Raw genomic sequence first — 13,398 nt, forward strand, 5'->3', positions numbered from 1 at the left:
TTTACCTTTCTTTTAAACTTTATCTGTTTACCAGTATCTCTAAACTCTCTGTTTCTTGCGTATTATCATTCTAATCCGCTAAAGCGGAAAGAATGATAATAAAAAACGGTCTTTCGAAAAAGGACGAAAGACCGTGGTACCACCTTAATTTTTCTCACAAAAAGTGAGAACTCTTACGTACGTAACGTGTACAGCGTCTAAACTTACTTGACTTGGGCTTAGAATAATTTAGGTGATAATCCGAAAAACAGGGAATATGAGACTTCCATCAACTCTCACTTGCTGTAAATATATTTTTCTTTTCTTGTCCTAAAATTAAATTATTTATGTTCAGGTGCTTCTACTTCTGGAACTTCTGTTTGCATTTCTGGAAAAACTGGATAAGAAGTTTCTTCATTTTTTTCAGTTTCTGCAACTTTTCCGTCTTCAGAGGGTAATTTTTCAGTTTCCTCTTCAAGAGCGGGAGCCAAAACTTCTTTCACAGTCTGTGGAATTTCAGTTTCTTCAACTTCAACTTCAACTATTTTTTCAGTTTCTTCCTTAACTGTAGGTTCTACAACAGTGTTTTCTTCAGCCTTAGAAAGTTGATCTTTAGCGATATTTCCTTGTAAAGATGTATCACTCAACTGCATATCTACAATTTCTTGAAGCTTTTCTTCAGGATTTGTGATATGTGAAGATGTTGCTTCTAGAGTATCTTGCCAATCTTCTGAATGAATACTTGCCAACTGAGCCTCAATAATTGAAGTCATACGTTGGTGATAAAGACGCATTTTACGTTTCAAATCATCTGTATCACGAACCAAACGACGTGCATCATCCGAAGCTTGATTAAGGATTGTTCCTGCTTCTTTTTTAGCGGCTTCAATAATGAGCTGACCTTTTTGACTAGCTTCAGCAATAATGCTGTTTGATTCACTCTGTGCTTGAACACGTAAATTGTCGGCCGCATCTTGTGCAACGACAATAGATTTATTCAAGGAATCTTTCATATCATCGAAATATTTTACGCGTTCACGTAAAGCCTTAAGCTCACGCTCTTGATCTTTAATTTTTTGTGCAAATTCATCGTAATCACGAACAACGATATCTAAAAATTCTTCAATTTCATGTTTGTTGTAACCACGCATTTGTGTATTAAATGTTTTATTTTGAACATCTAAACTATTTAATGCCATAAGTACCTCCAATCTCCCAAGAGACTCTAACTTTTCTTATGATTCTTAGTAATTTCACATTCGATTTTCTGTTTACCTTTTTTGGTTTCACCTAAAATTCTTAGAATCTTAATACGACCTAGGCCACGAACACTGATTAAATCTCCTTGTTCGACAGTAAAATCTTTCTTTTCAATTTCAAGGTAATTTAATTTTACCTTTCTTGATTGTAACATATTTACGGCAAGATTGCGAGAAATCTCGAAAGTGCTTGCAATAATTTTGTCAATACGCATACTCGAAACTAAGACTACTTTCATAACTGAGGCAGCTTCTGTTTCTATCAGCTCTTCAAATGGTTTTTCAACAAATTGTACGGAGGCAGAACCAATTTTTTTGATATTATTCTGAAAGATTTCAAGAAGATGTTTGGAAACAAAAACTTGTGCCCTTCCTTCGCTTAAAATAATATCGCCAAGCTCTGAACGCCTAATTCCCGTTTGACCTAAGAAACTCCCTAAAATTTGGGAATGCTTGAGTTGATAAAATTTCTTAGCGTATAAAATTTCTAACAACGCTATGTCAAAGTCTGCGACATCTAACTGATAAAATTCAGGCGCAATAATAATCTTAGTGAGTTCGGTCTGGGCAATATCCTGAGTAGAAAAAATCTGAAGTTCCCGCTTATTTGCTAAAGATTCGAGAATTTCAACTTCTCTAGGATTTAGAAAATAAGTAGTAACTACAGAATAATTGTTTTCCACACGATCCATCCAGTCTAAGACGCGATCAATAAATTGCTTTTCATCAGGATGAAAGTGTTGATATATATTTTCATGACTCATAAGAAGCGTAAAAGAAGTTGTTGAATAACTTGTAAAGCAATTACACCAAGCACGATTGTGAAATCTAATCCTGCAAAACGTAATGGAATACCTTCAAATAAGCTCAGATAAGGTCTTGAAATTTTGACAATAAAACGGCCTACAGCTGTATCATAAAGGCTTGGTATCCAACTCATCAGAGCATAAGCTACCAAAACCCAGGTATAAAGACCAATCAGTCGAATTAAAATATATATAATCATAGTTTATTAAATATCGAAGTTCTCAAAGTTTTGCCCTGCCAAGATACTTAATTCTTGGGAAGCATCAACTGTGATATTCGCCGGTGTAAGTAAGAAAATTTGTCCGCCAACATTTTGAACATCACCATCAAGTGTGAATACAACACCAGTCAAGAAGTCAATTGAACGTCGTGCTTGGTTATCTGGCATAAACTTGAAGTTAACCAAAACCGACTCTCCATTTTTAACGATGCGCGCAGATTCCATAATATCAGAATAGGCACGTGGCTCTTTGATGGCAATAACTTGTCCTGCATTTGTTGTGGCTTGATTCATCATAGGTTTTTGAACTTTTTTCTCTGTTGTTTTAGTGTTATTTGTTGTTGAAGAAAAGGGTACTGGGCGTTTAGCAGTTGATTTTGCTTGCGCTTGTCTTTGAGGTTGAACCGGACGATTCATACCTGTGGCTTTCTTTTCTGTGTTTACTGTTGAAGACTTTTGCGGTTGTGGCTTTTGTGCCGCTACAACGGGTTCATCATACTCATCGTCGTCCTCTTCGAAAAATTTTTTTAATTTATCAAATTGATCTTTTAAGGCCATACTTCCCTCCGTTTTCAATGCTTAAGATTCTATACAAATTTTATTCAAAAAATGCTGTACCAATTCGAACAAAGGTCGCTCCTTGTTGAATTGCTCTTGTATAATCACGGCTCATTCCCATACTCAATTCAGTACAAGGAATATTAGTAATTTCTTTAGCCGCAATTTCGATTTGCAATTGCTTCATCGAAGCGAAAATGTTATCCAACTGCTCATTATCAGCATCAATCGGCGCCATCGTCATCAAGCCCACAATTTCCACATTATCTAACTGTGAAATTTCTGCTAAAGCTTGATCTATGTCTTCTGGCGCAAATCCATGTTTTGTCTCTTCACCTGAGATATTGACTTCGAGGAAACATTTTATCATATGTTCCGCACGTTTTTCAATTTCTTTGGCAAGCTTGACCGAATCTAAAGCATGAAAGTAATCAACTAAATTAATGACATCTTTTACTTTACGACGTTGCAAATTTCCGATGAGATGCCAAGTAATATCTTTGTTTTCAAGAGCCTTATATTTTTCAAGAAATAAATCTGTACGATTTTCTGCTAAATGATGAATACCTGCTTCAACTACTTGTGCTGCTTTTGCAGTATCGACATACTTGGTTACGGCAATCACCTGAACGTCTTGATTTGAATAAGGAGATGTAGCTTTTGCCACATCTACCTTGTTCAAAATATTTTTAACATTTTCTGCTATACTCATTATTTACGGAAAAATGGTGGAGTATCGATATCTTCATCTGTAGATGGGATACCTGAGAAGCTTGTAACATTCGATGAGTTTTCACGGTTTTGATTTCCGTTTTGACGCGGTGAAGCATCACGACGAAGATCCCAATCGCCAAAAGCAGATCCTGATTTTTGTGTAGGAGCTTGTTGTGCTTGTGAAGGCTGTGAAGCTTGTGCTGGTCGTGAAGTTGGCGTTGAGGCTTGTTTCATCGAAGTATGTTGAAAGTTAGGTTGACGACGTGGTTCATCTACAACTGGAGCTGTAGATGTTCCTAAATATTCATCAGTTGCATCTTGTGAAACACCTGTTGCTACAACAGTAACACGAATTTCATCACTGAGTGAGTCATCAATAGATGTACCCAACAAGATGTTCACATCGTTACCTGCAGCTTGAATAACAATTTCTGAAGCATCTTGAGCTTCAATAAGGCTCATATCCATACCACCTGTAACATTAAGGAGTACATTTTCAGCACCTTCAATTGTTGTTTCAAGCAATGGTGAGTAAATCGCTTTACGTGTTGCTTCGATGACACGATCTTCACCAGTTGCAACACCGATACCCATGAGGGCATCTCCTTTGTTCGCCATAACTGTTTTCACATCGGCGAAGTCAAGGTTAATCATACCTGGATTTGTAATCAAGTCAGTAACACCTTGAACACCTTGGCGGAGAACATTATCTGCTTCACGCAATGCCTCTGTCAAAGGAGTTTTCTTATCAACGATTTCAAGCAAGTTGTTGTTTGAGATGATAAGTAATGTGTCTACATTTGCACGAAGATCTTCAATACCTTCTGTTGCAAAGTAGCTACGTTTTGAGCCTTCAAAACCAAATGGACGAGTTACAACTGCAACTGTCAAAGCACCAATTTCTTTTGCGATTTGAGCGATTACCGGAGCAGCACCTGTTCCTGTTCCACCACCCATACCAGCAGTGATGAAGACCATATCTGCGCCTTCAAAAGATTGGGCAATTGTTTCTGCAGATTCTTCTGCGGCACGGCGACCAACCTCAGGCTGTGCACCTGCACCAAGTCCTCGTGTCAATTTTGGGCCAAGTTGAATTACTGTATCTGCTTTTGAACTGCGCAAAGCTTGTACATCTGTATTAGCTACGATAAAGTCAACGCCAGAAACGCCTTCTTCAATCATGCGGTTAACTGCGTTACCACCGCCGCCACCAACACCGATAACTTTAATTACAGCGCCTTGAGCGATTTCTGTATCAAATGAAAATTCCATGTTTTATTTCTCCGTTATTAAGTCGTTTTAGTCAAAAAGGTTTGAGAACATGTTGCGCATACGATCCACAACACCTTCTTTTTCTTCTTCAGGTTCAGCTGCTGGTTGAGCAACTGGACGAGTTGGAGCTTCTGTTTGGTAGAAGTTATTTTCTTCATAATCCATTGTATCTGTTGCCGGAAGAACAGGTTCTTCATATTGCGCAACAGGAGCAACATATGTGCTGTCAGAAGCAATGGCTTGTGATACAAGTCGATCAATGTCTGTGCGTTCACCAACGTAGTTGACAACACTGATTACTTGTGCGAAAGCTGGGTTACGTAAGCCCATTTCGCTTGGTACGAAAAGACGTGCGTTCATCCCAATAACTTTTGTTGCAAGATTCACTGTGCCAGGCATTGCCGCAGCTCCACCAAGCACCACAATTCCACCAGGATAGTCTAATGAACGAGTGTTTTCCAAATCTGATTTCACACGGTTAAAAATTTGTGTTAAACGTGCTTCAATAATTTGTGAAAGGTAATATTCTGTGATTTCTTCTGGGTCTGTTTGTCCAACAACGTCAACCGGGAAGTATTCCTCTTGACTGGCGCGCTCGGTGCTTGCTTCACCATAATTTAGTTTCAAATCTTCTGCTTCACTCAATGAAGTATTGAGTACAGTAGAAATGTCACGTGTCACATAATCGCCACCTTCTGGGCTTGTATGTGCAAACTTCAGCTGTTGATCACGAACAGCGGAAACTGTTGTTTGGCCTGCACCAAGATCAATCATTACTGTACCAAACTCACGTTCTCCTTCTGAAAGTACGTAGTGACTCATAGCCAGCGGAGCAATCACGAGATTATCCACAATCAAGCCAGCACGTTCCACAACTTTACGAATGTTGTGTACTAATGTTTTTGGACCAGTATAAATGATACCACGCATACCTAAACGCACACCAAACATCCCACGAGGGTCAGATATTCCTGTGAAATCATCAACTGTAAACTCAGTTGTCTCTACAGAAATTATTTCACGTTCAGGAACTACACCGCGCATCAATGCATTTTGCACAGTTTGCATTACATCATCTTCTGTAATTTCTTTTGAAGTCCCGATAATTGGAACCATGCCTTGGCAGTTTTCCATTTCGAGTTGATTGGCAGGAATACTGACATTAATTTTGTCAATCGTAATTCCCGCACGTTCTTCAGCAGCGTTAACAGCCTTGCGTAATGCTGTTGCCACCTTTTCAATATCTACAATAATTCCGTTTTTTAGACCGTCAGATTTTGCATTACCGACGCCAATTATATTCATTTCGTCTGAGACGTACTCCGCAACCAACACTTTAATAGTATTTGTACCGATGTCAACGCCCGTATAAAGTCCACTTTTTAGCATAAAAGCGACCCCTTTCCTCACATATCACAATTCATATTTTCAATTTATCGAGTTTACACTCACTCTATATTTTAACACAAAATCACAGTAAAACAAGAGTTCAACTGTGATTTTTTATATTATTTTCTATTTTTTTTAGTAATTGAAAAAATCGCCAAAGTACCAGAACCTGTATGAGTGACAATCGTTGGACTCAGAGGACGGATGTCAACCTTGTCAACATGTTGTTCCAAGAAGAGTTGTTTCACTTCTTGAGCAGTGGCTTCGCTCCCAGAATATGCCACAATTACACGTGAATAAGCCGGGTCCATCTCTTCAAGTGTCATGTCAACTAAACTTTTTATTGCTTTCTTCTTGCCACGTACTTTAGTCAGTTGTGTCAACTTGCCTTCTGCATCTACGGTAAGGAGAGGTTTGATGTTGGCCATCGTTCCAACCATAGCAACAGCTTTGGGAATACGTCCTCCTCGTGCAAGGTGATTCAAGTCGTCAACCATGAAAAGACTCTTGAGGCGTAAAATAAGTGCTTCAAAAATAGGCAACGCTTCTGTCAAACTCTTCCCAGATTCTCGTAGATTCACCATTTCTTGGACCAAGAAACCCTCTCCAGAAGCTGCGGCCAATGTATCCACTACCGTAATTTTAGCTTTCGGATATTCTTCTAGAATCATCTCTCGAGCAATAACGGCAGATTGATAAGTCCCTGATAAGCCTGATGAAAAGGCCAGATACACAATTTCTTCTTCTGGATTTTGGCTTATAAATTTTTTGAATAACTCGGAAAACTGGCCAGAATTAATTTGTGATGTTTGAACAGTTTTGCCTGCTTTAATTTCTCGGAGAAGGTGTTCATTACTCAGGCTATTTTCGCCAATAGTTGGATAGGTTTGCTCACCAATAGTGACAGTCATTCCTAATACAGCTATGTCGTATTTTTGTAAATAATCTTCACTCAAATCCGCTGTTGAATCGGTAACAATGCGAAAAGTCATCTTTTCCCCCTTACATCTTATTTCTAAAAATTTCGTACATCAAAATACTGGCAGCAACACTTGCATTCAAACTTTGAACATGGCCAACCATCGGAATAGTAATCATCTCGTCCACTTGTTTTTTCAGATTTTGACCAATACCTTTTCCTTCATTTCCAATCACCAAGGCAACTTTACCTGAGGTATTCCATTTAGAATAAGTGGTACCGTCCATGTCGGTTCCAAAAGTCCAAAATCCAGCTTCTTTTAGTTTATCTAACGTTTGAGAAAGATTAGTAACACGTACCACGGGCACATGTTGCAAAGCACCTGTACTTGCTTTTACTGCTGTTGGCGTGATGCCTACCGCACGGTGTTTTGGAATAATAATCGCATCTACTCCTGTTGCATCTGCTGTTCGGGCAATTGATCCTAAATTGTGGGGGTCTGTCAGCTCATCTAAAATTAAAATTGTCGCAGTTTCTTTGTCCGAAACTTGCGCTAAAATTGTTGCCAATTCTGCATAAGCAAATTCTGCCACACGGGCAACAAAACCTTGATGAACTCCATTTTCTGATATTTTATTTAATTCAGTTTTGGGTGTCCAAGAGATGTTTACTTTTTTTTCACGCGCAAGTTCCTTGATTTTCTCAACGTTCTTACCCCGTAATTTTTCCTCGACATAGAGTTTATTGACTACTCCTGCATTGAGTGACTCTGTTACAGCATGTAAGCCGTATATGATATCCGTATTTTCCATAATATTATTATAGCAAAAAAGATGTCCATATGGGACATCTTCTCTTCTTTTAAGCCAAAGCTCCCATAGGATCCCAAGGTAAGAGGATCTGAGGTTCAGCATTGTAGGCTGCAAGTTCTTCAGGAGTGAGCAAATCTTTACGTACTACGATTTGGTAGGTATATTCATCCATCCACGCATCAGAGGCCACAAAATAGCCTTCCTTACCAACATCTTTCCCCCAAGAGTTTTCAACTTTCCATTTCGTAGGTGCTCCATTTTCATCCAAATCTACACCTGTTAAAACCATAGCATGTGTCATCAAAGATTCAGCATAATCTAAGCGTGAGGCTTTATCCTGTGTAAAGTGAATATCAAGCGCTGTCTCAAAATCATATGCATCAAGAGTCAACAAACCATCCTTACGATTTGAAACTTGTCCAACATCACAACCAAACCAAACTGTTTCACCTGCTTGCATTTGTGCAATGGCGAGTTTTTTGAAACGATCCATGTCAAGATTCAAGTGCTTAACATCACGAGCTCCAACCACATTTCCCAGAAATTCAACTGTGTATGATTTGTTGTAAGGTTTATCTTCTGTTGGTGCATTAATGACTGAAACATAGTCATCAAGTTTGATATCCACATATTGAGCATAAAATTCTTGGGCTGTGCCTGAGAATTTTTCTAATTTGCTTTCTTTGTCACGGAATGCATACTCAAAATGTTGCGGAGGAAGTCCAAGAGTTGCTGCTAAAAAGTTAAAAATTTCTTGTAACAAATCTTCTTTAAGAACTTGTACATCTTCGCCCTTTGCCAGTGCTTCTCTCAATAATTGAGCATCTTGGCGCAACAGTTTGTCTAAATACTGGTTGAGTTCACGCGAATTAGAAGATGCTGCTGATTCAGGATAAATATCCTTAGGAACAACACCGTATTTTTCAAAAAGCGCCACAACCATATCCCATTGTCCACCATCTTGTTGTGGTGTTTGGAGTAAAAATTTCAAGCGACGATCGTCCATATCTACATGGTTAATAATTTGTTCCATAAACCAATTTGACTTTTCGTATTTATCCCAAAAGAAAGTGTAAGCCTGTGACAGTTCAAAGTTTTCTAACTTAAATTGTCCAATCATTTTATGACGGAAAGTATTCAGAGCAGCAAACATCCAACAACGACCTGATTGTTTTTGATTCGTTACTTTATCTTTGGTAAGGTCAATTGAAAACTCTGGAATATTGTTGGCATGTGAGCTACGAACTTCCAAAGCATTCAGGAGCCCATTTTTCGTCGCTGCATTCTCTACAGCACGAAATTTAGGGTTTTCCGCAAAGTTGTCATAAAGTTTTTGTGTGAAATCTTGAGTAATAGTCATTTCATTCTTCTCCACTTCCATGTATTGATTTTATTATTATAACTTTTTCTGGTGAAAAAGTCAGCTAATTATCGTTTATTCCATATTGTTCAGAAAATTCATTAATGTTTGCGCAGATTTGCGACCAGCTTCAATAATAAATTCATCAAATTTCACATTTGCATCGTGGCTTGCTGTATCCGACATCGCACGAATAATGACAAACGGTTTTTTCAAGGCTGTTGCTGCTTGGGCAATCGAAGCCCCTTCCATTTCAACGGCCAAAACATCTGGAAAGTGTTTTTTAATTTCAGCAATGCGACCGTCGCTAGAAATAAAGCTGTCAGAGCTTGTAATCAGACCAACAACAGGATCCTCAATCGCTTTTTTAAGCTCCGAAACGAAATATTTACTGCTCTCAAAATAAAGCGGCTGTTGCGCCATTTGCCCAAAAGCATAGCCAAAAGCTGTAACATCAACATCATGATAAGCAAGCTTGTCAGCAACAACAACATCGCCTATTTTTAATTCGTGATTAACCGCACCAGCAGAACCTGTATTAATAATCCCATCAACGGAAAAAACTTCAACCAACAAAGTAACTGCCATTGCAGACATCACTTTACCTATTCCTGATTGGACCAGTACAACCTCATGACGACCTATTGAGCCGGTATGAAAGACATAACCGTGACGTGTAATCTTACTTGCATTGTCAAGATTTTCTACAAGAGTACGTAGCTCTTCTTCCATTGCACAAATAATTCCTAATTTCATTTTTATTCTCCTTTTTCTTTCATTGTGGTAAGTACATTATATAGTATAAAAGTTTAAAATAAAACCCCACATATATGTGAGGTATAGATATCATTTAGAAATAGTACCAGAAAAACAAAATTCCTATCCCAATTACAACAAGCGAAGTAATAAGGAGCCATTTGTTTACACGACTACTTCGTTTTTTCTGCTTGGCATTTTCAATGCGACGACTTTTATAAACCGCATTTTTTGATAAATCACGTTCAAGTTTATCGTATTTCTCTGATATTTCTCGATCTTGCTCTAATTCTTCTTTGAGACTTCTCTCTAAACGCCTTCTTTTTCGCTCTGCATCCTCAATGATATCATCTGTCAAAAGTGGTTTAGGCATCTAAATCTCCTTGTTTTTTCAGATTTTTCAGCTCCCAGTACCAAACAGCCATGATTGTCTTAGCATCACAGATTTGCCCTTCTTCAATCATTGTCTTAGCTTCCGGGAGCGTCACTTCAATCATTTCAAGAAATTCTCCTTCGTCTTTCGGACGAGGGTTTTCAACCTTCGTGAGTCCAATAGGGAAATAAAGATATGTTTTTTCAGAAGAAAAACCAGGTGTACCATAAAAGCTCGTAATTTCGACAAGTTGTTCTGCTGTGTAGCCCGTCTCTTCTTCTAATTCACGTAAAGCGGCGGCTTTCGGGTCATCCAACTCATCGGCTTCTAGTTTCCCCGCAGGCACTTCATAAATAAATTTTTCAAAAGCTTTACGATATTGTCCTACCAATACAAGCTTATCTCCACTTATTGGTGCAACAGCAACACCCCCATTATGAAAAACTAGCTCTCTTGTTGCCATTGTTTCATCTGGTAAACTTACTAAGTCTTTTACCACTCGAAAAATTTGTCCGTGAAAAATTTGCTCACGAGACAAAGTGGGTTCTTCAAACTTTTTCTCGTCAAATTCTCGCATGTTTATCTCCGTTATCTTTATTTTCTTATATTTTACTCACCACGAAAATGCGGCAAGCGACGTGCAGCACCTGACTTTTCAACTTGACGTGAACGTCCAATTGCGATACTTTCTGGTGCAACGTCCTTAGTAATAGTTGAGCCGGCAGCAGTCAAGGCGTTTTTACCCACACGAAGTGGTGCTACTAATGTTGAGTTAGAACCAATAAAGGCAAAATCATCAATTTCCGTATTGTATTTATTTTGACCATCATAATTTACAGTGATTGTTCCAGCACCGAAGTTCACTTTTTCACCAACTGTTGCATTACCAATGTAAGTAAGGTGACCGGCTTTTGTTCCTTTACCGAGTGTTGAGCCCTTGATTTCAACAAAGTTACCCACATGAACTTTTTCGCTGAGAACCGTTCCTGGGCGTAAGTGAGCATATGGTCCAACATTACTCATAATGTTCATTTTACTGCTTTCAATCCATGACGAACGGATTTCACAATGAGAATGAATTTCTGAATTCTCAATGCGGCTTCCACTTGTAATCAAGGTTTTCTTACCAATAACGGTATTACCCATAATTTGTACATTTGGTTCAATGACCGTTTCTTCACCGATTTCGATATCTGCATCAATATAAGTTGTTTCTGGATCAATAAGTGTCACACCATTGACCATATGTTGATGGTTGATGCGACGACGCATAATTTTTTCTGCTTGTGCTAAAGCAACACGATCGTTTACACCAAGACTTTCATCAAAGTCTTCTAAAATATGGGCCGTAACAGTTTTTCCTTGCTTTTTGAAAATTTCGATAACATCTGTCAAGTAGTATTCCCCTTGTGCGTTATCCGTTGTAAGATTTTCAAGCGCTGAGAACAAAGCCTTGTTATCAAAGATATAAGTACCTGTATTGATTTCTTGGATAGCTTGTTCTTCTGCAGAAGCATCTTTTTGCTCCACAATTTTTTCCACACAATCCTCAGCATCGCGGATGATACGTCCATAGCCTGTAGGATTTGGTGCAATAGCTGTTAAAATAGTTGCGGTAGCTTTTTGCGCCACATGATACTCAAATAATTGTTCTAAAGTTTCGCCTGTAATTAAAGGTGTATCTCCCGCAATAACCAAAGTTGCACCTTCTTCATTTTCAAGTAAATCTGAGGCAATACGAACCGCATGGCCAGTTCCTAATTGCTCATCTTGTTTCACAAAGTTTGTTCCTTTAGGAAGAGTTTCAATAACTTTATCTGCTTCATGCCCAACAATCACGATACGTTTTTCCATATCCACTTGATTCACACTTTGTAAAACGTGACCTAGCATTGTTTTTCCTGCCACATTGTGAAGAACTTTTGGTAAAGACGATTTCATGCGCGTGCCTTTTCCAGCCGCGAGTATAATTGCATATTTTTCCATTTTATATGGCCTCCAAAACTTGTTAAATTTCTAATAGAATATACATCGATTATATCACATTCTAAGAGTATTTCTAATTATTGTCTTTGTTTCTATAAATATGCTAAAATATATGCTAAAATGAAGGAAGTTCTACTATAAAGAAAATGGAGATAAAATGAAAACAATTGGTTTTATAGGTGTCGGTAAGATGGCATCTGCTATCATTACTGGACTTGATAAGTCAAATGTCCGCGTGCTTATTTCGGGACGTGATTTGAGAAAGACACAGGAGCAAGCTGATAAATTGGGTGTGTTTGCTAGTCATTCACATGGTGAGCTCGTTGAACAATCTGATCTTATCGTTATGGCTGTCAAACCTCAAATTTTGCCTGACATCATGGAAGAAATTTCCCCTCTGTTTACGAAAGATAAAACCCTTATTTCTATCGCAGCCGGTTTCGATTTGGAAGCCTTATCAGACATGTCTAAAACATATGACTTTCCTATCATTCGCGTAATGCCAAACATTAACGCACAAATTCAAAAATCGACTTCTGCGATTGTACGTAATGAGTATGTAAGTTCTGATATCTATCAGTTGACTCAAGAAATCTTCTCTTCCATCGGTACTGTTCATGAAGTTGCTGAAAAAGATTTTTCTACTTTCACAGCGATTGCTGGTTCTAGTCCTGCATATATCTATATGTTTGTTGATGCTTTGAGCCGAGCTGGTGTTCTTCATGGTATTCCTAAAGATCAAGCTACCAAAATCGTTGCAGAAACCGTTGCAGCTTCTGCTCAAATGATTTTGGAATCAGGTGAAGGTCCTTGGACTTTGGTCGATAAAGTTTCAAGTCCTGGCGGGACCACTGTTGCCGGTGTTGTTTCTTTAGAACAAAATCATTTTGTAGCCACAGTAATTGATGCAATCACTGCAACGATTGAAAAAGAAAATACCTTAAACTAAAACAGCTTTTGTTACCTAATAAGCTTGTAAAAAGTCTAAAAATAG

At 38.3% G+C, this 13,398-nt stretch carries 15 protein-coding genes; 1 reads left to right on the plus strand and 14 read right to left on the minus strand.

What is annotated here, in order from left to right; translation table 11 throughout:
• Positions 1-320: 320 nt before the first annotated feature.
• From J0J33_RS00545 to glmU, 14 genes are all read right to left on the minus strand, one after another.
• Positions 321-1,178 (minus strand): DivIVA domain-containing protein, encoded by an 858-nt coding sequence (locus J0J33_RS00545; RefSeq protein ID WP_165720087.1) that lies wholly within the window; start codon positions 1,176-1,178, stop codon positions 321-323.
• A 26-nt stretch (positions 1,179-1,204) separates the two neighbouring features.
• Positions 1,205-2,002, minus strand: a complete 798-nt coding sequence (locus tag J0J33_RS00550) for an RNA-binding protein (RefSeq protein ID WP_206887928.1) — start codon at positions 2,000-2,002, stop codon at positions 1,205-1,207.
• On the minus strand, positions 1,999-2,244 hold the full coding sequence (locus J0J33_RS00555; RefSeq protein ID WP_003133468.1) for a YggT family protein: 246 nt from the start codon (positions 2,242-2,244) through the stop codon (positions 1,999-2,001). Before J0J33_RS00555 ends, J0J33_RS00550 begins: the two co-directional genes overlap by 4 nt.
• 6 nt (positions 2,245-2,250) lie before the next feature.
• The gene (locus J0J33_RS00560; RefSeq protein ID WP_206887931.1) at positions 2,251-2,823 is read right to left on the minus strand and encodes a cell division protein SepF; all 573 of its coding nucleotides are present in this window, start codon (positions 2,821-2,823) and stop codon (positions 2,251-2,253) included.
• 40 nt (positions 2,824-2,863) lie between these two features.
• On the minus strand, positions 2,864-3,535 hold the full coding sequence (locus tag J0J33_RS00565) for a YggS family pyridoxal phosphate-dependent enzyme (protein WP_017370568.1): 672 nt from the start codon (positions 3,533-3,535) through the stop codon (positions 2,864-2,866).
• Positions 3,535-4,809 (minus strand): cell division protein FtsZ, encoded by a 1,275-nt coding sequence (gene ftsZ, locus J0J33_RS00570; RefSeq protein ID WP_019294090.1) that lies wholly within the window; start codon positions 4,807-4,809, stop codon positions 3,535-3,537. The genes J0J33_RS00565 and ftsZ overlap by 1 nt, the downstream gene beginning before the upstream one ends.
• Before the next feature lie 27 nt (positions 4,810-4,836).
• Positions 4,837-6,198 (minus strand): cell division protein FtsA, encoded by a 1,362-nt coding sequence (gene ftsA, locus J0J33_RS00575; RefSeq protein WP_017370566.1) that lies wholly within the window; start codon positions 6,196-6,198, stop codon positions 4,837-4,839.
• 119 nt (positions 6,199-6,317) lie between these two features.
• Positions 6,318-7,190, minus strand: coding sequence for a DegV family protein (locus tag J0J33_RS00580; RefSeq protein ID WP_206887933.1), 873 nt, complete (start codon positions 7,188-7,190; stop codon positions 6,318-6,320).
• A gap of 10 nt (positions 7,191-7,200) precedes the next feature.
• Positions 7,201-7,929, minus strand: a complete 729-nt coding sequence (gene rlmB / locus J0J33_RS00585) for a 23S rRNA (guanosine(2251)-2'-O)-methyltransferase RlmB (protein ID WP_017370564.1) — start codon at positions 7,927-7,929, stop codon at positions 7,201-7,203.
• A gap of 49 nt (positions 7,930-7,978) precedes the next feature.
• On the minus strand, positions 7,979-9,289 hold the full coding sequence (gene pepC / locus J0J33_RS00590; protein WP_019294088.1) for an aminopeptidase C: 1,311 nt from the start codon (positions 9,287-9,289) through the stop codon (positions 7,979-7,981).
• 75 nt (positions 9,290-9,364) lie between these two features.
• A complete protein-coding gene (locus J0J33_RS00595; protein WP_206921738.1) occupies positions 9,365-10,045 on the minus strand; it encodes a 5'-methylthioadenosine/adenosylhomocysteine nucleosidase in 681 nt (226 codons plus the stop codon).
• Between the two features lie 94 nt (positions 10,046-10,139).
• Positions 10,140-10,418, minus strand: a complete 279-nt coding sequence (gene macP / locus J0J33_RS00600; protein ID WP_003133453.1) for a cell wall synthase accessory phosphoprotein MacP — start codon at positions 10,416-10,418, stop codon at positions 10,140-10,142.
• Entirely contained in the window at positions 10,411-10,995 is a 585-nt protein-coding gene (locus tag J0J33_RS00605) for an NUDIX hydrolase (RefSeq protein WP_017370561.1), read from the minus strand. Before J0J33_RS00605 ends, macP begins: the two co-directional genes overlap by 8 nt.
• 32 nt (positions 10,996-11,027) lie before the next feature.
• A complete protein-coding gene (gene glmU, locus J0J33_RS00610; protein ID WP_017370560.1) occupies positions 11,028-12,404 on the minus strand; it encodes a bifunctional UDP-N-acetylglucosamine diphosphorylase/glucosamine-1-phosphate N-acetyltransferase GlmU in 1,377 nt (458 codons plus the stop codon).
• Positions 12,405-12,561: 157 nt separating this feature from the next.
• Between glmU and proC the strand changes: the two genes are divergently transcribed.
• Positions 12,562-13,353: a pyrroline-5-carboxylate reductase gene (proC, locus tag J0J33_RS00615; protein ID WP_017370559.1), complete on the plus strand. Its 792-nt coding sequence runs from the start codon at positions 12,562-12,564 to the stop codon at positions 13,351-13,353.
• Positions 13,354-13,398: the final 45 nt, after the last annotated feature.

This window comes from Lactococcus sp. LG1267, assembly GCF_017309545.1.
Classification (GTDB): domain Bacteria; phylum Bacillota; class Bacilli; order Lactobacillales; family Streptococcaceae; genus Lactococcus; species Lactococcus petauri.

Bases quoted from the DNA above. Each gene is read 5' to 3' on its own strand.
- J0J33_RS00545 (WP_165720087.1), bottom strand. From the start codon at position 1,178: ATGGCATTAAATAGTTTAGATGTTCAAAATAAAACATTTAATACACAA.
- J0J33_RS00550 (WP_206887928.1), bottom strand. From the start codon at position 2,002: ATGAGTCATGAAAATATATATCAACACTTTCATCCTGATGAAAAGCAA.
- J0J33_RS00555 (WP_003133468.1), bottom strand. From the start codon at position 2,244: ATGATTATATATATTTTAATTCGACTGATTGGTCTTTATACCTGGGTT.
- J0J33_RS00560 (WP_206887931.1), bottom strand. From the start codon at position 2,823: ATGGCCTTAAAAGATCAATTTGATAAATTAAAAAAATTTTTCGAAGAG.
- J0J33_RS00565 (WP_017370568.1), bottom strand. From the start codon at position 3,535: ATGAGTATAGCAGAAAATGTTAAAAATATTTTGAACAAGGTAGATGTG.
- ftsZ (WP_019294090.1), bottom strand. From the start codon at position 4,809: ATGGAATTTTCATTTGATACAGAAATCGCTCAAGGCGCTGTAATTAAA.
- ftsA (WP_017370566.1), bottom strand. From the start codon at position 6,198: ATGCTAAAAAGTGGACTTTATACGGGCGTTGACATCGGTACAAATACT.
- J0J33_RS00580 (WP_206887933.1), bottom strand. From the start codon at position 7,190: ATGACTTTTCGCATTGTTACCGATTCAACAGCGGATTTGAGTGAAGAT.
- rlmB (WP_017370564.1), bottom strand. From the start codon at position 7,929: ATGGAAAATACGGATATCATATACGGCTTACATGCTGTAACAGAGTCA.
- pepC (WP_019294088.1), bottom strand. From the start codon at position 9,289: ATGACTATTACTCAAGATTTCACACAAAAACTTTATGACAACTTTGCG.
- J0J33_RS00595 (WP_206921738.1), bottom strand. From the start codon at position 10,045: ATGAAATTAGGAATTATTTGTGCAATGGAAGAAGAGCTACGTACTCTT.
- macP (WP_003133453.1), bottom strand. From the start codon at position 10,418: ATGCCTAAACCACTTTTGACAGATGATATCATTGAGGATGCAGAGCGA.
- J0J33_RS00605 (WP_017370561.1), bottom strand. From the start codon at position 10,995: ATGCGAGAATTTGACGAGAAAAAGTTTGAAGAACCCACTTTGTCTCGT.
- glmU (WP_017370560.1), bottom strand. From the start codon at position 12,404: ATGGAAAAATATGCAATTATACTCGCGGCTGGAAAAGGCACGCGCATG.
- proC (WP_017370559.1), top strand. From the start codon at position 12,562: ATGAAAACAATTGGTTTTATAGGTGTCGGTAAGATGGCATCTGCTATC.